Genomic DNA, 21,158 nt, shown 5'->3' with positions numbered 1-21,158 from the left:
CCCTCAGTCCAGCTCGGGGACGGTGAGTTGTGCGGTCATGGCGATGGTCACCGTTTCCCCGGGTGCCACCGGAACGCCCGCGAGATCCGGGCCCAGGAGAGCGGGTTCGACGCACACGAAGCGCCGCCACTCACCTTCTCCCAGATCGCGCATGCCTGCGGCGTTCTCCGCGCCGGGGTTCCAGACGATGATCGAGTCCGTTCCCCGTCCCGTCACGTCCACCGTCCGGACGCCGTCGGTCAGCGTCGCGGTCGTGCCCGCGGGAGCGGTGACGATGGTGTCGTAGAGACCGTCGAAGGAGATCGCGCCGTCGACGGTGCCGGTGCAATCGGCGACGCGGTCGAGTGCCTGGGAGCCGTCGAGACCGGTCACCGTCGCCTGATCGATGTCGTCGATCAGATAGTAGGGGTGGAAGCCCAGCTGCAGCTGTCGGTCCGCGTCGGTGTCATTGCGTGCGGACAGCTCGACGAAGACGCCGTTCGTGGTCGGGTCCGCACTGAATGACAGATGCCAGCCGCCGTGGTCCAACGTCGCCGCGAGGCCGGTCCCCGTCTCCCGGCAGTCCCACGCCATGCGCCGCGCGAACCCGTGGGCGGGTTCCTCACCCAGGAGGGTCCCGAACCACGGGGCGAGCAGCGGCACCCCGCCACGGATCGGGGTCCCGACCCCGCAGCCGGTGGCGGAGCTGACGAAGAGGAGTTCGCCGCCCGGGGTCTCCACCGACACGAGATGGGCGCCGGCGGGGTGTAGGGTCAGGCCGTTCGAGGTGATCAGATCATGTGCATCCATACCTCCCGAATGTAGTCCTCCGGACACCGGTCCGGCCGGTAGTCTGGGTCCCTATGACGGTCACCACCACCAGCCGACGGTTCGGACACACCTTCCGCAGTCACACCCTCCCGGTCCCCTGGGATCCGGCGGACCCGGATAGGGGCACCCTCGACCTCTACGCCCGCGAGATCATCCCCGACGGCGGGGAGCGGCTTCCCGTCCTCATCTTCCTGCAGGGCGGGCCCGGAAACCCGGCGCCCCGGCCCACCGGAATCAGCGGCTGGATCGCGGAGGTCCTGAAGACCCACCGCCTCGTCCTCCTGGATCAGCGCGGCACGGGGCGCTCCGGGCGGATCGACGCGGCCTGCCCGCACATCGACGCCGCGGACCTCACCGAACGCCTCACGCTCCTGCGCGCGGACCTCATCGTCGAGGACTGCGAGCGGCTCCGCGAGCACCTCGGGGTGGAGCGGGTGGCGCTCTACGGACAGAGCTTCGGCGGCTTCTGCATCACCACGTACCTCTCCCGCCACCCCGAGTGCGTGGACACCGCGCTGCTCACCGGTGGGCTGCCGACGATCAGCCGGGGCATCGACGACGTCTACCGGGCGACCTACACGCAGCTCGCCCGCCGCCACCGGGACTTCTACGCGCGTTTCGACGGGGTCGAGGACCGGATCCGTGAGGTCTGCCACCACCTGGACAACTCCGACGAACGGCTCCCCACCGGGGAACGCCTCAGCTCCCGCAGGTTCCGGCTCATCGGTACGGAGCTCGGTCGTGGTTCCGGGTTCGACACCCTGTCCTACCTCTTCGAGCAGCCCTTCCACGAGGTGAAGGGGGAGAAGCGGCTGCGCCGGGACTTCCTCGACGATGTCGGTGCCCGCGTCAGCCTCGAGCGGCATCCGCTCTACGCCGTGATCCACGAGTCGATCTACGGCGGCACGGTCCCCGGTGCGACCGCGTGGTCCGCGCACCGCACGCGCACCGAGGTCGAGGGCTTCGCCGAGGACGCCGACCCCCGCGACCGCTCCGTGCCCTTCTACCTCACCGGCGAACACGTCTACCCCTGGCAGTTCGAGGAGGACCCGGCGCTGGTTCCGTTCCGGAAGGTCGCCGAGGATCTCGCGGCGAAGGACGACTGGTCCAGCCTCTACGACGCCGACGCGATCGCTTCGTCACCGGCCGCCGCCGCAGCGGCGATCTACGTCGACGACATCTACGTCCCGATGCAGCTGTCGCTGGAGACCGCGGAGGTCTACCGGGACATTCGGCCCCACATCACCAACCGGTTCCAGCACGACGGCATCCACCACGACGGCGCCGGTATCCTCGGACGCCTCATCGAGCTGGTCCGTGACCACTGACAGAGGTTGTTCCGGAGCTTCCACGCGCTAGGGTGGAGGCACCCGGACACCGGGGACGATTCGGAGACGACAGACACCGTCACGGAGGACGCACCACGTGAGTGACAAGGACCACCTGAACACCGGGGCATTCGACGGCACCGGCCACGGTGCCGACATCCCGGAAGAACTCGAGGGCCTGTTCGACGGCTTCCGTGTCGACGAGGAACACCTGCTCCACCTCGACCGGACTCCGCCCCAGGCCTACTCCTGACCGGGTAACACCGCGCCCGGGCCGGGATAGGAGTCCTGGGCTCCGTGCCCCGTGACCGCGTACGCGCCGACCCGCACCGCGTGCCGGGCGGCGGTCACGAGATCGTCGCCGGCGGCGAGCCGGGCCACGAACGCCCCGGCGAACGCGTCCCCCGCACCGGTCGTGTCCACCGGGGTGACCGACGGGCTCGGGATCCGCTGGCGCCGCCCGGGCGTCGCCACCAGTGCACCCTCCGCGCCGAGTGTCAGAACGACCGAGGCGAAACCGGCCTCCACGAGTGCCCGGGCGCAGGCGTCCGGACCGGCCGTGACCGCGGCATCACCGTCGAATCCCAGCTGCGTCAGGATCAGACCGGCCTCGTGCTCGTTCGCCATCAGCGGGTCGGCCCGCAGCAGGGCCGCCCGGTCGACCTCCACCACGGGAGCGAGATTGACCACGACCCGTCCCGTGGCCGCCCGCACCGCGGCGAGAAAACCGGACGCCGGTATCTCGCCCTGCAGCAGCACGATCCCCGCATCCGTCACCGTTCCCCGCCGCCTGCCGACGAGGTCCGCGTCCACTGCTGCGTTCGCGCCGGGAATGACCATGATCGAATTCTCCCCGGTCTCATCCACGGTGATCACCGCGAGACCGGTCGCGCCGGGAACCTCCTCCACGGCGGACAAGTCCACACCGGAGGACCGGAGGACCGCTGTCGCCGGTGCCGCGTACGCGTCATCGCCCACGGCTCCGACGAACCGGACCTCCGCGCCCTGCAGCGCGGCGGCGACCGCCTGATTCGCCCCCTTTCCCCCGGGGGAGATGCCGCCGCCCGACGCCATGACGGTCTCGCCGGGCCCCGGTCGCCGCGCGACGGTGACGGTGAGATCGGCGTTGATCGATCCGACGACGGTGACGGAGAGTGGCTGCTCGTTCATGTGTTTCCTCGGGGCCTCGGGAGCTGGACCGGATCAGGGGATTCCGGCGGGGTTGAATCCTCAACCGTTGCGGACCATTGTGCCAGCGCGACGGTGCCTGGCCCGGGCAGGTCTCCCGGTGTCGGCCGCGGTGACCGGCCCGCCGGCCGCGCTTCCGTCAGCTCCCGGCCCGGCGGTGCAGCAGCTCGTGCAGGGCCTCGGCGTTCCCGACGGCGTCATCCACGGGATGGTGGGTGTGCGGCGTGCGGCGCAGCTTCTTCCACCGGTGGGCGTCGTCGAAATCCCCGGTCAGCCCGGCGTGGAAATCCCCGATCCGGCGGGCGGAGAAACCGAAGGGGTTGTCCCGGCCGAGGCTGTCGAACAGCCACGCGATCCACATGAAGTCGAAGGCGGGATTGTCGCTGACGAGGGTCGGACGAGCGTTCGTACGGGCCGCGAGCCACCGCTCGAGCGACCGGGCGACCGGCAGCGGGTCGACGGCCGGCGCCGCCGGATCGGGGACCGGTACCGGACCGTCGGCGGGCAGGGTCCCGACGAGGACGGCGTGGAAGGTGTCCCGGCACCGATCGACCGCGGGGACGTCCCGGAAGTGCACCACCCCGAACTCCGTCATGACACCGGAGAACGGGGTCGCCGAGGTGGCCTCTACATCGATGATGAAGTACCGGCTCATGCGCCCACCGACCGCACGGGTACTACGTCTCCCGCCAGATCCTGAGTCCGGCACGGATCAGCGGGATCTGCAGGGGGAGACGGAGGTACGCGATGGCCTGCAGCCACGGTGCCTTGTTCCTGAAGTCCCACGCCATCTTCATGTTCCCGGGCCAGACCCCCGTCATCAGGACCGCGGTCGCCAGACCCCCGAGACGCCGGGTCTTCGGGACCGCGAGCAGGAGAGCCGTGCCGAGTTCGAGGTACCCCGAGCCGTAGGTCCAGGCCCGGCGTTCGCCGGGCAGTTGCGCGGGGACGAGCCTGTCGAATCCCTCCGGGCGGAGGAAGTGCATGATTCCCGCGAAGCTGAACAGTGTGATCAGGAAACGTCTCATGGGTTTCGAGCCTACCTCCGGGATCGCTGCGCGGGGCCCGGTCGAGGGTCGGCGGGTCAGCGGACCTCGACGCGGTTCGAGATTCCGCCGAGTCCGGAGATCTCGATGGTGACGGTGTCTCCGTCCGTGAGCATCTCCCTGGGGGACCTGGCCCATCCGACTCCCCCGGACGTCCCCGTCGCGATGACGTCGCCGGGACGGAGATCGATGAAGGTGGTGATGAACCGCACCAGGGCCGCCGGGTCGAAGACCAGCTCCCGGGTCCGGGCGTGCTGTTTCCGGGCCCCGTTGATCCGGGTGACCAGCGTCGCCTCCCCGGGGTTGAATCCGTCCGCCGTGGTGAGCCACGGGCCGAATCCGGACGCGGACGCCAGGTTCTTCCCCTGCAGCCACTGGGCGGTCCGGTACTGCAGATCCCGCATGGTGAAGTCGTCGAACACCGCGTATCCGGCGATGGCGGCTTCCGCGGTCGCGGTGTCCGGGGCCCCGCCGAGTGCGACGTGTCTGCCGATGACGACCGCGAGCTCGCCCTCGAAGTCGAGCGCCCCGGCGTTCGCCGCGGGGACGGTGACCCGGTCGAAGGGTCCGGTCAGTGCATCGGCGAACTTGGCGAAGAGCGTCGGTACATCGGGAAGCTCATGTCCCATCTCCGTGATGTGGTCGGCGTAGTTCAGGCCGGTGCAAAGGATCTTCCCGGGGCGCGGGATGACGGGGGCGATGTCCGCTCCGGTGATCTCCACCGGCTCACCGGCCCGCCCGGACACGAGTTCCCGCCAGTCGTCGTGCCGGAGCAGGTCGCCGACGTCGGTCACCCCGTCGACGGTGATCGGGTGAACGGAGAACACCGTGGAGGCGGCGTCGCCGGAGCGCAGCGCCCCGGCGAGGCTCGCCTCCGCGGTCCTGGGATCGGCGAGACGCCCCGGAAGGGTGTCGCCGTCACTCGTACGGAAGGTCAGCAGCTGCATGCGCTGATCGTATATCACCCCGGATCCGGGCGACGGGTGGTTCAAGGACGCGCCGGTCCCGGGGACGTCGCGTCCGGGATCCCGGGAATCACGCCCTCGTCACCGCCGGTGAGAACCGACGGAGCGTGGATGTCGGGAGGGGATGGGGGCGTGGTGGTGAATCTCGGACCGGGCCCGGGATCATTGAGGTGCCCGACACGGTCATTCCGTGCGGTTCGCCCGCAGGCCACGGACGGGCGGCCCGGCCTCATCCCGTGTCAGTACGTCGGGTGTGACGGCGGGGCCCGACGGCGACCGGTTCACAACGGTGCCGGAACCTTGACCGCGTGGCTGCGGAGAACGGACGCGGCCGTGGTCGCCCAGGAGGCCGCGGCGACGAGGGCGACGATGATCAGACACATGATGATCACGGCGCTCCCGGAGGTTGCATCCGAGGCGAGGGCGGGCACGCTGACCGCGGAGAGCACGAGTGCGGCGACCCACCACACCTTCGCCGCGGTGGCCCACAGATGGGCGCGACGACGCAGATCCGAGCGGATCAGCCCGAGTTCGACGTCCGGAACCGCGTCGTCGTCGCGCCCGAGGATGTAGCTGTCCAGGAGCGGAAAGTCCCGCAGCGGTGGACAATCGGAGTCGGTGAGCAGTTCGAACTCGGCCACCCGGTCACCGGGCCGGGACTTCAGGGCGGTCGCCCACGCCCGCCGTGCGGTTGTCCGCGCCCCGGCGAGACTGATGAGCGTCACGAGCGCGTGGGAGAGTCCGACCACGAAGACCGCCACGGCGATGTATCCCGTCATCGGAGGACATCCCCGGGGCGGAGGAAGGCGTTGGCGCAGAAGAACAGGCACAGTGCGACGCTCGACAGCAGGCACCCGGTGTGGACACCGGGGCCGGAGCCGTCCGCGAGACCGTGAATGAGGAGCGCCAGGCCGATCCCCAGGGTGACGCAGCAGAGGAACGTCGCGACCACCCAGGAGGTCAACTGGCGCTGCGCCGTGGGCCGGAGCAGATGGGGCTCGGTCCCCGACGGCAGGCGCCAGAGGTTGAGGAACGTCGCCGCGGGACGGGACCTCCGGCGGTGCCCCGACGACGCCCGCCGGTGGGGTGCGGGCAGTGGCCGCTCATCTTCCGTGGGTGGTGCGGTGACCGTCCGTCGCTCCACCCGGGGTTCCGGTACCGGGGGGACGGGACGGTGTGGGATCTCGGGCGCGGACGGTCGGCGGGAGTGCACCTTCCGGCGGAACAACTCGGCGGGTTCCGCGTCCGTCGGGGAGGCGGTGACGGTTGCCGCCGATTCCCCGGAATGCGTCGGTGGCGGCCACGATGCGACGACCGGGGCGCCGTGGCTGATCGCGATGAAGTCGGCGCCGGTGGGTACCCGGAACGACTCGGTGTTCAGCCGGACGACGGGGGCGGGGGAGACGACGTCGTCATCGCTGCGGGCGTGCCGACCCCGGGGCGTCGTCATCTCGGCCGTCCTCTCTCGTCGTCGGGCGTGGACACCGGGTCGGTGCGCCGATCCGGGACGTACTTCCTCTACTGGACACTATAAGACAGTCCCCATGGAAACGTTCACCCCGGGACGGGATCGTGTCCTGTTCCGGGGTGAGATGTGAAACGGCTGGTCAAAGCCTGTGCGGGGGAGGGGCTCAGGCCATTCGGGTGGCCGCGGCCATGTCCGACCTGATCCGCTCCAGGCGTGCTGCGGCGGCCGCACGGGGGATGGCGCCGTCGGGCCCCACCGGCATGACCACCTCGAGATAGCACTTGAGTTTCGGTTCGGTTCCGGAGGGTCGCACGATGACGCGGTCATCGTCCCGGGTGACCAGGAGCATGCCGTCGGTGGGAGGAAGACCCCGGTACCCGTCGAGGAGATCCGCGCAGTCCACGACGGGCGAACCGGCGAGCTCCGCCGGGGGCGCCGAACGCAGGGTCCGCATGCCCTCCGTGATGAGTGAGGTGTCCGCCACCCGGAAGGTCAGGGGTGCCGTGGCGTGCAGACCGTGCCTCCGGGCGAGGTCGTCGAGCTCGTCCCGCAGCGACCGCCCGTCGGACTTCAGCCCGGCGGCCAGCGAGCACATGGTCACCGCAGCCGTCACCCCGTCCTTGTCGCGGACATGCGTGGGGTCGCAGCAGTAGCCGATCGCCTCCTCGTAGCCGAAGATCATGTCCGGGGTCCGGGCGATCCACTTGAACCCGGTCAGTGTCGACCGGTGCCGCAGGCCGTGGTGCTCCGCGATCCGGCCGAGCAGACGCCCCGAGACGATGGAGTTCGCCAGCACCGCGTCCTCCCCGGTGCAACCGGTCTCCCGTCGGGAGGCGAGGAACTCGCCGAGCAGAGCCCCGATCTCATCGCCGGTGAGCTGACGCCACCCACCGGGAGCGTCCGCGTCCGGGACGGCTGTGGAGCAGCGGTCGGCGTCCGGGTCGAGCGCGATGATGATGTCGGCGTCGATCTCCCGGGCCAGATCCATCGACAGGTCGAGGGCACCGGGCTCCTCCGGGTTCGGGAACGCGACGGTGGGGAAGTCCGGGTCCGGATCAGCCTGGCCGGGAACGAGGCGCACGTCCGTGAATCCGGCCGCTTCCAGGGCGCGGGCCGCGGTGGCCCCACCGACGCCGTGCATCGGGGTGAGCACCACCCGGAGATCCGAGCGGGCCCGACCCGTCGCCGGGAACGCCCGGCCGATCTCCTCGGCACGGGCAAGGTAGGCGTCCAGGACATCGACGTGCTCCACCTTCTCCCAGGCGAGCGCGATCTCGTCGGCGGGAGGCGCCGCGGCGATGGCCCCGGCGATCTCGGCATCCGCGGGGCTGATCAGCTGGACACCCTCCGCGGGGCCCCGGGCGACCCGACCACCCAGGTAGACCTTGTAGCCGTTGTCGTCGGGTGGGTTGTGGGACGCGGTGACCATGATTCCCGCGTCCGCGCCCAGATGCCGGACCGCGAACGCGGTGACCGGGGTGGGCAGCTGTGCGGGCAGGACCAGCGCGCGTCCCCCCGCCGCGGCGACCACACCCGCCGCGGCCTTCCGGAAGTCGGCGGAACCGTGGCGGGCGTCGCAGCCGATCACCACGGTGGGGGTGTCGTCGACCTGATCGTTCAGCCACGACATCAGTCCGTGGGTGGCGCGGGTGACCACGGCACGGTTCATCCGGGTCTCGCCGGCGCCGACCCTGCCCCGCAGGCCGGCGGTGCCGAACATCAGGGGTCCGGCGAAGCGGGACTCCAGCTCCGTCACGGCTGCGCTGTCCGCCGCGGAGTTCGCCGCCGAGTCGATGAGTTGGTTGAGTTCCTCCCGCGTCGCTGGATCGGGGTCGTGGGACGCCCAGTCGCGGGCACGGTCGATGATCGTCATGCAGATCACGTCTTTCTGGCGGAATGGGGGTGTTTCGTGTCAGTCGTCGAGTCCGTCGAGGACGGCGGCGGAGGAGGACAGCCCGAGTCGGGTGGCTCCGGCCTCGACCATCGCCACGGCGTCCCAGGCACTGCGGATGCCGCCGGAGGCCTTGACCCCGAGTCGGCCGCCGACGGTGTCGGCCATGAGTTTCACCGCGTGCACGCTGGCGCCGCCCGCCGGGTGGAATCCGGTGGAGGTCTTGACGAAGTCGGCACCGGCGGCCTCGGCGGCGCGGCAGGCCGCGACGATCTCGTCGTCGTCCAGTGCGGCGGACTCGATGATGACCTTCAGGACGACCGGTGCGGGGCAGGCCTCGCGGACGGCGCGGATCTCGGCCTCGAGCTCGTCGAAGCGATTCTCCTTCGCCAGGGCGATGTTGATGACCATGTCGACCTCCCCGGCGCCGTCACTGACGGCGCGGGCGGCCTCCGCGGCCTTGATCCCGGGCTTGACCGCGCCGGAGGGGAACCCGACGACCGTGGCGACGTGCAGCCCTTCGGGTACCTCGACGGGTAGCTGTGACGGGGAGACGCAGACGGAGTAGCAGTTCAGCTCCGCGGCCTCGGTGACGAGATCCGCAACCTGGTCCGCGGTGGCCTCCGGCTTGAGCAGGGTGTGGTCGATGATGCGGGCGATGTCTGCGCGGGTGTGTGCGGTCATGTCTTCTCAGGTCTCCTTGGAAGGTCAGTTGATGCGGTCGAGGATGGCGGATTCGCGAGCCGGGACGTCGCTGCCCGTCGGTGCGAGACTGTAGCCCCCGTTGAGGGACTCGATGGCCCGCCCGAAGCGCTCGGGGGTGTCGGTGTGCAGTGTGAACAGTTTCTGGCCGGCGGTGACGGTGTCTCCGGGTACGGCATGGATCTCCACGCCGGCCCCCGCCTGGACGCTGTCCTCCTTGCGGGCGCGCCCGGCGCCGAGGCGCCAGCTGGCGACGCCGACGGGGAGCGCGTCGAGACGCTCCAGGACGCCGTCCCGGTCGGCCGTTACCACGTGGGTGTGGGCGGCCGTGGGCAGCTCCGCGTCCGGGTCGCCACCCTGGGCGCGGATCATCCTCCGCCAGGTGTCCATCGCCCGCCCGTCGGCGAGCGCCGCCTCGACGTCGGCGTCGCGGACCCCGGCGGCGTCGAGCATCTCCCGTGCGAGTTCCACGGTGAGCTCGACGACGTCCGCCGGTCCGCCACCGGCGAGCACCTCGAGGGATTCACGCACCTCGAGGGCGTTGCCCACGGTGCGGCCCAGGGGAGTGGACATGTCGGTGAGCAGGGCGCGGGTGTCGACGTCCGCGGCGCGGCCCAGGTCGACCATCGTCCGGGCGAGTTCGCGGGCGGTGTCCGGGTCCTTCATGAACGCGCCGTCGCCGACCTTGACGTCGAGGACCAGAGCCGAGGTACCCTCGGCGATCTTCTTGCTCATGATGGAGCTGGCGATCAGCGGGATCGAGTCGACGGTGCCGGTGATGTCGCGCAGGGCGTAGAGCTTGCGGTCGGCCGGGGCGAGTCCGGTTCCGGCGGCGCAGACGATGCACCCCGGATCGCGGAGGATCTCCATCATGCGTTCCGTGGAGATGTCCGCCCGCCATCCGGGGATCGACTCGAGCTTGTCGAGGGTGCCGCCGGTGTGGCCGAGCCCACGGCCCGACAGCTGCGGGACGGCGACGCCGAAGGAGGCGACGAGGGGTGCGAGAGGGAGCGTGATCTTGTCGCCCACGCCGCCCGTGGAGTGCTTGTCCGTCGTGGGCTTGCCCAGTCCGGAGAAGTCGAGGCGTTCGCCGGAGTCGATCATGGCCCGGGTCCACCGGCTGGTCTCCCCTGTGGTCATTCCGTTGAGGAAGATGGCCATCGCGAGGGCGGCCATCTGCTCGTCCCCGACGCCTCCGTTGGTGTACGCGTCGATGATCCAGTCGATCTCGGCTCCGCTGAGTTCACCTCCGTCCCGCTTGGTCCGGATGATGTCCACGGTGTCGAATGTCGTTCCCATGTCCTTCTCCTTGTGCCGGTCGCGATGTGACCGGGAATAAATCCGCGAAACCCTTGTGCGGTGGTCCACAACCCGATTATCATAATGCGGTGAACAAATGTCAATGAATAAGTTGACAACTGTTCATGTGATCTCAGTCCCCGCCCCGAAGGACCTGACATGGCAGTCTCCGACGCAGAACTCCTCGACCAGGCCCGCGCCGCCGTGCACAGCGCCTACGCCCCCTACTCGGACTTCCCGGTGGGCGCAGCGCTCCTCCTCGAGGACGGTCGGATCGTCACCGGGTGCAACGTGGAGAACGCCTCCTACGGTCTGACGATCTGCGCCGAACGGACCGCGGTGGGCCGGATGATCGCCGAGCGTGAGCGGGACCGGGCGACCGGGGAACGCCCGCACATCATCGCGACCGCCGTCGTCGGACTGAAAGCGGCCCCCTGTCATCCCTGCGGTGCGTGCCGGCAGGTGCTCGGGGAATTCAGCTGCGACCGGGTGATCGTCGAGGGGCCCTCCGGGGACCCGGTCAGCATCGCCTTCACCGACCTCCTGCCGCACGCCTTCGGGCCGGACGCCCTCTAGGGCCTCCCCGCACGACTCTCACCGCCAACCGAACCGACCGATAGGAGCCCCCATGGACCGCTTCCAGGGACTGCTGGGTATAGCCGTCATCTTCGGCCTCGCCATACTCTTCTCCCGACACCGCTCCGCCATCAGGTGGCGCACTCTGGGGGTCGGCCTGCTCCTCCAGGTCTCCTTCGCCCTCCTCGTGCTCAAATGGGACGTCGGCTTCAACGCCCTGAAATCCGTGGCACACGGACTCGAGAAACTCACCGACTTCACCAACGTCGGCACCCAGTTCGTGTTCGGCGGCCTGTTCGGCGGCGACAACGGTTTCGTCTTTGCGCTGAACGTCCTCCCCGTCATCATCGTTCTGGGCGCGATCATCGGCGCCCTCTACTACCTCCGGGTGATCCAGTACTTCGTCGACATCCTGGGCGGCGCGCTCAAGTGGCTGCTCGGCACCTCCAAGGTGGAGAGCGTCTTCGCCTCCACCGTGATCTTCCTCGGCCAGTCCGAGGCTCCGCTCGTCGTCGCGCCCTATCTCCCGAAACTGACCCGCAGTGAGCTCTTCGCATGCATGACCGGCGGCTTCGCCTCGGTCGCCGGGTCCACCCTCATCGGATACTCGCTCCTCGGCGCGCCGCTCGAGTACCTGCTCGCTGCCTCCCTGATGAACGCGCCGGGCTCCCTGATCGTCGCCAAGGCATTCATGCCCGAGACCGAGGAATCCGATCTCGACGCCGGCATCCGGGACGTCCGTGACACCGAGTCTAAGAACATCATCGACGCCATCGGTTCCGGGGCGATGGCCGGTGGCAGGATCGCCGTCGCCGTCGGTTGCCTGCTCATCGCCTTCATCGCCCTGATCACCATGCTCTCCGCGATGCTAGCCGGAATCGGTGGCTGGTTCGGGCAGGACAACTGGTCACTGGAGGCGTTGTTCGGAGTGCTCTTCGCGCCCGTCGCCTGGCTGATCGGTGTTCCCTGGTCGGAGGCCCTCGGCGTGGGCAACTTCATCGGGCAGAAGACGGTGATCAACGAGTTCGTCGGATTCTCCTCATTCGGTCCGCAGATCGACTCCTTCTCCCCGAAGACCGTGATGATCACGACCTTCGCACTGGCGGGTTTCGCGAACTTCAGCTCCATCGCCATCCAGATCGGTGCGATCGGCGGTCTCGTCCCCGAGCGTCGTGGCGAGGTCGCGAAGCTCGGCCCCTGGGCGCTGCTCGGTGGGTTCACCGTCAACATGCTCAACGCCGCCATTGTCGGTGTCGTCGCGCTCTGACGCCGTTGCAGGGAGGAGTCTCCGTGGGTCGGGTCCGGAGGTTTCCGCCTCCGACCCGGCTCTGTTCCCCCCTCGGGGGAGGCGACGGTGTCATGCGTCCGGTCTGATGGGATTTGGTCGCCCCCGGGGGCGCCGGGGGTGAACTTTTGCATCAGATACCAGAGTGTGACGCGAGACACCAGGTATCCGGGTAGTGTGTTGTGGAACACACGGTGGGGTCGTGTCGTCGACCCCTCCCACACCCGACTGAGGAGGCGGACAGAATGACCACCACGAACACGATGTCGCAAGCGGACACGGACACCTCCGGTGATATCGAAACCGGCAGCGTGCATGACTGGGTCGGGAAACTGGCGGACATCACCGCCAGGGTCGATCAACTCGACCCCGGGGATGCTGCCGCGGAGTTGGCGACGTTGTTCACCGAGGACGCCTGTTGGCGTGATCTCGCCTCCTTCACCTGGAACATCCACACCGCCGAGGGGCTCGACTCGATCACCGCGATGATCCGGGAAACATGGCCGCGCTGCGCCATGCGGAACCTGGAGGTGGTCGATCCCGGCGAGGACGACTGGTCCTTCCTCACATTCGACACCGCGGATTTCCACTGTCGCGGCGTGGTGCGTCTACGTGAGGGTAAGGCGGCGATGCTCACCACCTCGGCCCAGCAACTGATCGACCACCCGGAGGCGGCCGGGCGCAACCGCGAGTTGGGAGCACGGCACGGCCGCCCGGGCGAGGACAGGCGGAACTGGTCGGACCGGAGGGCGGACCGGCGGGCCGCGCTCGGCGTCAGCGAGCAGCCTTTCACCCTGATCGTCGGCGGTGGGCAGGGCGGTATCGCGCTGGGGGCGCGGCTGAAGCGGCTCGGTGTACCGGCCCTGATCATCGACCGCCACCCACGTCCGGGCGACCAGTGGCGGAGCCGCTACCACTCCCTGTGTCTGCACGATCCGGTCTGGTACGATCACCTGCCCTACCTGCCTTTCCCCGATCACTGGCCGGTGTTCACCCCGAAGGACCGGATGGGGGACTGGCTGGAGCACTACGTCGGGATCATGGATCTCGACTACTGGTCGGATACCTCGTGCATCTCGGCTGATTTCGATGAGCACATGGGACGGTGGACCGTCGAGGTCAGCCGCAACGGGGAGAACCTGACCCTGAATCCGGAGCACCTGGTGCTGGCCACCGGTATGTCCGGGGTCCCGAACGTGCCGACGCTACCCGGGCAGGAGAATTTCGCCGGGGAGATCAGGCACTCCTCCCAGCATCCGGGCGGCGGTGCCGATGCCGGGAAGAACGTTGTCGTGCTGGGGGCGAACAACTCCGCTCACGACATATGTGCCGATCTGTTCGCGAACGGGGCACACCCCGTGATGATCCAGCGGTCCCCGACGCACATCGTCCGGTCGGAGTCGTTGATGAGGGAGGTGTTCGGGCCGCTCTACTCCGAGGACGCCCTCGAATCGGGGATCGACACCGAAACCGCGGATCTGTTGTTCGCCTCGATCCCGTACCGGCATCTCGCGGAGGCGCAGAAGCCCATCTTCGACCGCATCCGTGAGCAGGACGCCGAGTTCTACCGGCAGCTCGAGGACGCCGGCTTCCTGCTCGACTTCGGTGAGGACGGGTCGGGACTGTTCCTGAAGTACCTCCGTCGGGCCTCCGGATACTACATCGACGTCGGAGCCTCCCAGCTCATCATCGACGGTGACATCGAACTGCACTCCGGGGTCACGATCGAGGAGGTGAAACAGCGCTCGGTCGTACTCACGGACGGCACGGAGATCCCCGCCGACGTCATCGTCCTCGCCACCGGGTACGGATCCATGAGCGGTTGGGCCGCCCAGTTGATCTCCCCGGAGGTCGCCCGGTCGGTGGGCCGGTGCTGGGGGCTGGGGTCGGGGACGACGAAGGATCCCGGGCCGTGGGAGGGGGAGCTGCGGAACATGTGGAAACCCACGCGCCAGACGAATCTGTGGTTCCACGGTGGGAATCTGCACCAGTCGCGCCACTACAGCAGGTATCTCGCACTGCAGCTCAAGGCTCGGCTGGAGGGGTTGGAGACCCCCGTCTACGCCCTGCCTGAGGTCCACCATCCCGAGTGATCTGTGCCGCGAACTGCTGTCTCAGCGGCCGGTCGGGACACTCTTTGCCCGGGCATCATCGTTCTCAGCCGCGTTTCCCCGCGGTGCCGTCGGACCCGGCCGGGCCCGCTGCATCCAGCACCCGCAGCGCCGTCGGCCGGTCGATGATCAGGTGGGTCGCAAGGCCCATGTCCAGCGCAGTCGATATTGCGGTGGTCTTGGCCGCACCGCCGGCGATGAGCAGCCGGATCGGCCGGGACGCGAGCTCATCAAGAGTGATGCCCACGGTCCGGTCGTCGATGCTCGGCACCGCTGTCCCGCCGGCCGCGGTGAAGAACCGGGAGCAGGCATCGCCCGCCGCACGGTCGAGCAGCTGGTCCACCTCGTTCTCCGAGAGGTACCCCAGATTCAGCAGGAGGGAACTCCGGTGCACGTCGCCGACCGTGAACGTGACCAGATCGGTGTCCCGGCCGGCGGCGAGGATCCGGGAGATGTGCCGGTCCCGTTCCACGATCCGCTTCGTCTCCTCGGAATCGAAGATCACCGGCAGTGGAAGCGTCCGGGCGGTCGCGTTGAACGCGAGACAGAAGGAGTTGATCGTCTCGAGGTCGAAGGTGGACCGCTCCGAATGCGAGGTACCGCCCTTCAGCTGCACGATCTCGACCCCGCGTCGGTCCGTGTGCTCCAACTGCGCCGCGACCGAGTACATCGTGTCACCCCAGGAGACGCCCACCTTCATGCCGTCGGTGACGAGTTCCTGCAGCGCCGCTGCGCCAAGTTTTCCCAGTTCACGGAGTAGATCGGCATCGGTGTCCCGGGGGAGATGAGCCAGGCGGACATCGGCGAGCCCGAACCGGGAGACGAGCTGCTTCGCCAGTGCGGAGTCGACCTCGCGGGGGTCGTGGATCTCGATGGTGACGAAACCACGCTGCTTCCCCAGCTGAATGAGCTTCGCCGCGGTGGGCCGTGACACCCCGAGCTCCGCGGCGACCTCGGCCTGCGACATACCACGCTCGAAGTACAGCTTCACCGCGGTCAGTGCCTGCTCGTCGCGTGCGTCCACGGGAAGCTCCTCGGGGTCAGATGGGGTGCCGGGATCATGCTGCCTGTTCATCGTAACCGCCGGGTTTCCCCGTTCCGCACCCAGGTGGCGGCCAGCCTGACGCCGGTGCCGCCGTGGACCTGTGAAGGCGGGGTCAGTGCAGTGCACCCAGCTCCCGCAGCGCGCCGGCGAACGCCCGGATCTGTTCCGGGGTGTGCTCCGCGGTGACGGTCACCCGGAGGATCGCCGCACCGCGGGCGACGGTCGGCCACCGGATCGCGGGCACGAAGAAACCGCTCTCCACCAGCTCCCGGGACTGCGCCATCGCACGACCCTCGTCACCCACCGGGACCGGGATGATCGGACTCACCTGCCCCCGAACACCCAGCCGTCCGGCGCATTCGCGGACGTTGGCGTGGAGCCGGGCAACGAGCTCCGGCGCCCCGTCGAGCACATCGACCGCCGCTTCAACCCCGGCGACGGTGGCCGCGGAGGGGGCCGTGGAGTAGACGAAGCCGCGGGCCTGATTGCGCAGCAGGACGGCCACCGTCGACGGACACACCACGAAACCACCTTCACCACCCAGCGCCTTGCTCGCGGTACCGACGAGGAGATCCGGGCGCGCCCCGTGGTGCTCGACACTGCCGCGTCCCGTCGCCCCCAGGGTGCCCACGCCGTGGGCGTCGTCGATCATCGTCCAGGCTCCGTGCCGTTCCGCGACCGCGACGAGACCCGCCAGATCCGCCAGATCCCCGTCCATCGAGAACACCCCGTCGCTGACCACGAGGGAATACGGGGTCGCGCGCTCACCGAGCATGTGGTCCAGGGCGGCGAGGTCTCCGTGCGGGAAAACCCGCACCGTCGCCCGGGCCAACCGGCACCCGTCGATGATGCTCGCGTGATTCAGGGAATCGGAGTACACCGTCACGTCGGGTCCCGCGATCGTCTGCAGCACCGCCAGATTCGCCTGGTAGCCCGTGGCGAAGAACACAGCGTCATCATGTCCGCCACCGCCGAAGAACTCCGCCAGCCGACGCTCGAGTCCCGTGTGCAGGTCAGTCGTTCCCGTGGTGAGTCTCGAACCGCCGGATCCCGCACCGTAGACCTCGAGCGCGACACGGGCGGCCGCGGTCACCCCGGGGTGTGTAGCCAGTCCCAGGTAGTTGGATGAGGCGAACTGGATCAGGTCCCGGTCGTCGATGTGCGCGAGGGGTTCCTGTGGTCCCGTGAACTCCCGGAGGGTCCGGGACAGACCCGCACCCGCCCAGGCGGCGTTCCGGGCCGCGGCGAAATCGTCGAGTGAGCCCACCTAGAAGCCCTCCACCAGCACGACCCGGTTCTCCAGCCAGTCGATGCACGCCGCGACCTCTGACGCCGGACCGTCGTACAGGAACACCCTGGTGCCCACCGGTGAGCCGGGCTCCTTCATCGCGTCGATCCGCGTGTACGTGCCCCGGCAGGCGAGATAGCCGGTGGTGTAGTCCGGGTCGTCCGAGATGCAGACCTCGGCGATGATGTGCGGGTGCGCCGTGACCTTTGTCGCCAGGGCGATCGCCTCCCGGTAGTGCAGTTTCTCCGCAGCACCCGTGTCAGTGGACACGTGATCGAGGTTGCTCACCCGCACTCCGCGGTCGGGATCGGGCTCCAGACGCATACCGGTGGTGGCGTCGACGAGCATCGCCCCACGCAACCCGGTGACCGTCGTCAGCAGTTCCCAGACGGATTCAGGCCGTCCGACGCCGAGCCGCCGCAGTTCGGCCACCACGAAGTCGCGGGCCCGGGCCGGGGACCCGGCCGGGAACTCGCGGGTCTCCAGCACCCGGAGATGCTCCACCTCATTCTCATCGACCGCCCGCACGGTCACGGTGATCTCGTCCGGTGTCCCCTTCGGATGCGTCAACGCCCGGTGCGTGAGCGAACCGACACAGGTGGGCACCGATTCCGCCCGGACGAGGCGTTCAGCGCCCGAGATGTGCAGCCCGCCGGAACTCGCGCGCATCTTCACGGAGTACGTGGTCATGGCGATATTGTACGGTGTTCATGCGTACGTCTGTGCGGATCGTCCCGTTCCGGTGTCCGGGACCGCGGATAGGCTGGCCCCAATGCCAGAAGAGTCCACTGCGTTAGGTGCTGAACCATGATCCGTCCCAGTTTCGCCGTCATCGATTTCGAGACCACCGGTTTCCTCCCCTCGGACCGGGTGCTGGAGATCGGGCTCGCCCTCACCGACGCCGACGGGCGTCTGGAGCGTACGTGGCAGACCCTCGTCCAGCCGAACCGGCATTTCGACAACACCGCCATCCACGGGATCCGGCCCGCCGACGTCGCGGATGCACCCGGTTTCGCCGAGGTCGCCGCGGAGTTCGCGGCGCTCATCGACGGCCGTGTCATCGTCGCCCACAACGCCGCCTTCGACACGAAGTTCCTGGTCCGCGAATTCGCGGCCTGCGGTGTTGATCTCGACGATCCGAGGGACTGGTCCGTGTGCACCATGCGCACCGCCAAGTCCGTGCTGCCCGGTGCGCCGCAGAAACTCTCCGAGTGTCTCTCGACCATCGGCGCCGTCAACTGCAACCCTCACGCGGCTCTCGCCGACGCCGTGGCCACCGCCGAACTCCTCGTGGATCTCCTCCGGAAGACGGACGTGGTCCGCAGCAGGACCCCGTTGTCCCTCACACCGGAGAACCACAGGACGCTCGCCGGCGTACCCTCCCTGCCGCCCGTGGAACGCGGACACCGCAGCTTGAGCGCCGTCGACGGACAGTGGCTTGACGCCCTCGCCGCGGGGCTACCCGACACCGGCGACCGGGACGTCGACGACTACCTCAGGCTCCTGCGCGCGGCCATGGCGGACGGAAAACTGTGCACCTCAGAGATCCGGCAGCTGATCTGCCGCGCCGGGGAACTCGGCATAGACAGGGAGGAAGCGGGCGAGATCCACGGTCGCTTCGTCCGGCAGCTCGCTGTGGAGGCGTGGGCGGACGGGGTGGTCACCGATGCGGAACGGGAGGCCGTGACCACTGCGGCCCGCCAACTGGGTGTGGACGGCGCACTCGTCGAAACGTTGCTGGCGACCCCGGTCGAGGGGGAGGGCTTCGAACGTCTGCGGTTGAGTCCCGGGGACCGGGTCACCTTCACCGGGGAACTGGCGCTGCCCCGGGAGGACTGGGAGAAGCGCGCACGTGCCGCCGGGCTCGATGTCGGTGGTGTCTGCCGTCGCAGTGTCCTGCTCGTGGCCGCGGACCCGGACACCGCCAGCGGAAAAGCCAGACGGGCCCGCGAGCTCGACGTCCCCGTCGTTGAGGAGGCCACCTTCGCCCGGCTGCTCCGCGAGATGACCGAGGGATGCCCTGATGAACGGGAACCGGAGACGGAGAAAGAGGCGGATGACGGTGCTCCGGAAGAACCCGCCGGGGACGCCGAAGACCCTAGCGGACTCACCCGGCGGATCTTCCCCTGGTTGGAGCAGGCTCTGGGCGGTGCGGGAGAACAACGGGCCCCGGAACCCGACCAGATCACCGTCGCCTGGATGGACTGGGGTGGAACGCTGCCGATCCACCAGCTGTCCCCGATGCTGGACCCCCGGACCGTACCCGAGCAGGTGGCCGTCAAACCCTCGAACCTCGCCCGGCATCTCGCCCGGTACACCGAACCGCTGGGGGAATCCCTGGCTAACCTGTCGTACGTGCGGGGAGTCGGCGCACGCTCCCTCCACCGGCTCGTCTACTCCCTCGTGCTCGCGGTCATCGACGACGCGGAGGAGGGGAGGATCTGCCCCGAACCCGCACCGGAACCCGACGAGAGCAGCCTCTACGACACCGAGGACCCCGTCTACCTCGACGGGGACACCGCGCGCGAACCGGCGTCGACGGAACTGCAGCTGGTCGTCCGCTGGGCGGCACTGGCGGGGATGCTCCCGGAGCTCCCCGACACCGCCCCGGATCACATCCGTGCCGCTGCAGAGGAGCTGTCCGGACACCCGGAACTCGCAGCACCGGAAGTGACCGCGGTACGGGCCGCGCTCGGCGCTGTCGAAGAAGCGCTGGCGGTTGACGAACGCCTGCCCCAGGTGTTCGCACGTCGCGTGGTCGGCGGAGAGACCCTCGACGCCCTCGGCGAGAGTTTCGGGGTTACCCGCGAGCGTGTCCGACAGATCCAGCACCGGGTCACCTCGCTCATCGAGCAACCACCCGCCGACATGCTCACCGCAGTCACCGCGCTCGCCCACCGCTTCCTCCCCGCGACTCCACTCGCCGAGGTGGAGAACAAGATACCCACCCTCGCGCAGCCCTGCCCCGTGACGGGCGGCCCGGCGATCCAGACCATCGCAGCCTTCGCCACCACCTGGGAACTATCGTCGGGGTGGATCGTGCGGCCGGGACTCGTTGAAGCGATCCGGCAGGCGGTGGTGGACACCGCCGACGAATACGGGGTGAGCACCGTCGCCGCGATCGCCCGGGAGACGGGCGTCGACGAGGCAACACTCACGGCATTCGCCGCAGACGCCGATCTGAACATCGGCGTACCGGTCCGGGGGAAACTCTGCACCCGCTGCAGCAACTACGGCGACCGTGCCGTCGCACTGCTCGCCATCGCCGGGGAACCGCTCACCGCCGACACGATCTTCGAGGCCTTCGGTACCGGGAACATCCGCTCCATGTCCAACGCACTGTCCGCCGACCCCCGGATCGTGCGGGTCGGCAGGGACACCTGGGCGCTCACGGAATGGGGAATGGAGGAATTCCAGAGCCTCGCCCACTGGATAGCCACGCGCGTCGACGCAGACGGTAGCGCACCGCTGACGGAACTCATCGAGGGTGCCCAAGCCCGGGGTCTCGCGGAGACCTCGGTACGGACATACTGCACCAACGGTGAGTTCATCACCGTCGATGGAGTGGTGACGCGGAACGACGGCCCGGTCGAGAACACCGCCGATCCCGACGACGTCAGAGGCCTCTACCACCGGGGAACGGACCGGGAGCTGCTCGTGACAGTCACCGGTGATCATGTCCGCGGTTCGGGCAGTGGCGTCCCCCGAGGTGTTGCGGCGATGAAGGACGTGCCCTTCCTCGGCAAGGTCACGATGCCGACACGCCTGGGCCGGGACCAGTTCATCGCGTGGAACCGTACGGGCGCGACGATAACCAGCATCCGGGATTTCCTCCTTGACCTGGACCTCATGGAAGGGCAGCGGATCTGGCTCGTATTCGCCGACGACGGCGGCTTCGACATCCGCCGCGCCACCGCGGTCCGGCAGGACCTGGACGGATGGGCCGGGCTCCTCAACAGACTTGGTCTCGACGAACGGGTTCCCGGAGACCCCGGCGAGGTTTCCGGAGAGGAGGCACTGGCGATCATCAACACAGCGCTCGGGCTTTCCCCGGATGCCCCGCTACGTCGCACGGTGGCGATGTTCAACCACAGGCGTGAGGAGGACATCGCGGACGCGATCAGGGACCTCATCGCACGCGAGTGACAGAACTGGT

At 68.9% G+C, this 21,158-nt stretch carries 19 protein-coding genes; 6 read left to right on the top strand and 13 right to left on the bottom strand.

Going from position 1 to position 21,158, the window contains the following annotated elements; genetic code table 11:
* Nucleotides 1-3: 3 nt before the first annotated feature.
* The gene (locus KRX55_RS01150; protein WP_218406028.1) at nt 4-789 is read right to left on the bottom strand and encodes an aldose epimerase family protein; all 786 of its coding nucleotides are present in this window, start codon (nt 787-789) and stop codon (nt 4-6) included.
* A gap of 53 nt (nt 790-842) precedes the next feature.
* Here KRX55_RS01150 and KRX55_RS01145 point away from each other — a divergent pair, with 53 nt between their 5' ends.
* Nucleotides 843-2,138 carry an alpha/beta fold hydrolase gene (locus tag KRX55_RS01145; protein WP_218406027.1) on the top strand — a complete coding sequence of 432 codons (1,296 nt, stop codon included), beginning with the start codon at nt 843-845 and terminating at the stop codon, nt 2,136-2,138.
* Nucleotides 2,139-2,235: 97 nt separating this feature from the next.
* A complete protein-coding gene (locus KRX55_RS01140) occupies nt 2,236-2,391 on the top strand; it encodes a hypothetical protein (protein ID WP_200260782.1) in 156 nt (51 codons plus the stop codon).
* Here KRX55_RS01140 and KRX55_RS01135 read toward each other — a convergent pair.
* The 9 genes from KRX55_RS01135 to KRX55_RS01095 all read right to left on the bottom strand — a co-directional run bounded on the left by KRX55_RS01135 (nt 2,382) and on the right by KRX55_RS01095 (nt 10,697).
* Nucleotides 2,382-3,308, bottom strand: a complete 927-nt coding sequence (locus tag KRX55_RS01135) for a ribokinase (RefSeq protein WP_218406026.1) — start codon at nt 3,306-3,308, stop codon at nt 2,382-2,384. The two genes, KRX55_RS01140 and KRX55_RS01135, sit on opposite strands and share 10 nt — an antisense overlap.
* 157 nt (nt 3,309-3,465) lie before the next feature.
* Nucleotides 3,466-3,981, bottom strand: coding sequence for a hypothetical protein (locus KRX55_RS01130; protein WP_218406025.1), 516 nt, complete (start codon nt 3,979-3,981; stop codon nt 3,466-3,468).
* 22 nt (nt 3,982-4,003) lie between these two features.
* Nucleotides 4,004-4,354 (bottom strand): DoxX family protein, encoded by a 351-nt coding sequence (locus KRX55_RS01125; protein WP_218406024.1) that lies wholly within the window; start codon nt 4,352-4,354, stop codon nt 4,004-4,006.
* A gap of 56 nt (nt 4,355-4,410) precedes the next feature.
* Entirely contained in the window at nt 4,411-5,319 is a 909-nt protein-coding gene (locus KRX55_RS01120; protein ID WP_218406023.1) for a fumarylacetoacetate hydrolase family protein, read from the bottom strand.
* Nucleotides 5,320-5,618: 299 nt separating this feature from the next.
* Complete coding sequence (locus tag KRX55_RS01115; RefSeq protein ID WP_218406022.1) at nt 5,619-6,116, bottom strand: hypothetical protein; 498 nt, start codon at nt 6,114-6,116, stop codon at nt 5,619-5,621.
* Nucleotides 6,113-6,787: a hypothetical protein gene (locus KRX55_RS01110; protein ID WP_218406021.1), complete on the bottom strand. Its 675-nt coding sequence runs from the start codon at nt 6,785-6,787 to the stop codon at nt 6,113-6,115. The genes KRX55_RS01115 and KRX55_RS01110 overlap by 4 nt, the downstream gene beginning before the upstream one ends.
* 181 nt (nt 6,788-6,968) lie before the next feature.
* The gene (locus tag KRX55_RS01105) at nt 6,969-8,678 is read right to left on the bottom strand and encodes a phospho-sugar mutase (RefSeq protein WP_218406020.1); all 1,710 of its coding nucleotides are present in this window, start codon (nt 8,676-8,678) and stop codon (nt 6,969-6,971) included.
* Between the two features lie 39 nt (nt 8,679-8,717).
* Nucleotides 8,718-9,380, bottom strand: coding sequence for a deoxyribose-phosphate aldolase (gene deoC / locus KRX55_RS01100; RefSeq protein ID WP_218406019.1), 663 nt, complete (start codon nt 9,378-9,380; stop codon nt 8,718-8,720).
* Between the two features lie 24 nt (nt 9,381-9,404).
* The gene (locus KRX55_RS01095; protein WP_218406018.1) at nt 9,405-10,697 is read right to left on the bottom strand and encodes a thymidine phosphorylase; all 1,293 of its coding nucleotides are present in this window, start codon (nt 10,695-10,697) and stop codon (nt 9,405-9,407) included.
* 159 nt (nt 10,698-10,856) lie between these two features.
* On the opposite strand from KRX55_RS01095, the gene KRX55_RS01090 reads away from it, so the two are divergent.
* From KRX55_RS01090 to KRX55_RS01080, 3 genes are all read left to right on the top strand, one after another.
* Nucleotides 10,857-11,273 (top strand): cytidine deaminase, encoded by a 417-nt coding sequence (locus KRX55_RS01090; protein ID WP_218406017.1) that lies wholly within the window; start codon nt 10,857-10,859, stop codon nt 11,271-11,273.
* A 52-nt stretch (nt 11,274-11,325) separates the two neighbouring features.
* Nucleotides 11,326-12,540, top strand: coding sequence for a NupC/NupG family nucleoside CNT transporter (locus tag KRX55_RS01085; RefSeq protein WP_218406016.1), 1,215 nt, complete (start codon nt 11,326-11,328; stop codon nt 12,538-12,540).
* 263 nt (nt 12,541-12,803) lie between these two features.
* Entirely contained in the window at nt 12,804-14,651 is a 1,848-nt protein-coding gene (locus KRX55_RS01080) for a flavin-containing monooxygenase (protein WP_255567448.1), read from the top strand.
* Between the two features lie 64 nt (nt 14,652-14,715).
* Here KRX55_RS01080 and KRX55_RS01075 read toward each other — a convergent pair whose 3' ends face one another.
* The 3 genes from KRX55_RS01075 to KRX55_RS01065 all read right to left on the bottom strand — a co-directional run bounded on the left by KRX55_RS01075 (nt 14,716) and on the right by KRX55_RS01065 (nt 17,692).
* Complete coding sequence (locus tag KRX55_RS01075; protein ID WP_370625722.1) at nt 14,716-15,693, bottom strand: sugar-binding transcriptional regulator; 978 nt, start codon at nt 15,691-15,693, stop codon at nt 14,716-14,718.
* Nucleotides 15,694-15,826: 133 nt separating this feature from the next.
* Nucleotides 15,827-16,981: an aminotransferase class I/II-fold pyridoxal phosphate-dependent enzyme gene (locus KRX55_RS01070; RefSeq protein WP_370625721.1), complete on the bottom strand. Its 1,155-nt coding sequence runs from the start codon at nt 16,979-16,981 to the stop codon at nt 15,827-15,829.
* The gene (locus KRX55_RS01065) at nt 16,982-17,692 is read right to left on the bottom strand and encodes a 6-carboxyhexanoate--CoA ligase (protein WP_218406014.1); all 711 of its coding nucleotides are present in this window, start codon (nt 17,690-17,692) and stop codon (nt 16,982-16,984) included. It abuts the gene before it with no gap.
* 117 nt (nt 17,693-17,809) lie between these two features.
* On the opposite strand from KRX55_RS01065, the gene KRX55_RS01060 reads away from it, so the two are divergent.
* Nucleotides 17,810-21,148, top strand: coding sequence for an exonuclease domain-containing protein (locus KRX55_RS01060; RefSeq protein WP_218406013.1), 3,339 nt, complete (start codon nt 17,810-17,812; stop codon nt 21,146-21,148).
* The last annotated feature ends 10 nt before the right edge of the window (nt 21,149-21,158 follow it).

The sequence above is a fragment of the Corynebacterium sp. TAE3-ERU16 genome (assembly GCF_019209935.1).
Lineage (GTDB): Bacteria > Actinomycetota > Actinomycetes > Mycobacteriales > Mycobacteriaceae > Corynebacterium > Corynebacterium antarcticum.
Note: the sequence above shows the minus strand (reverse complement) of the source record. Positions and strands in the feature narration are given on the sequence as shown.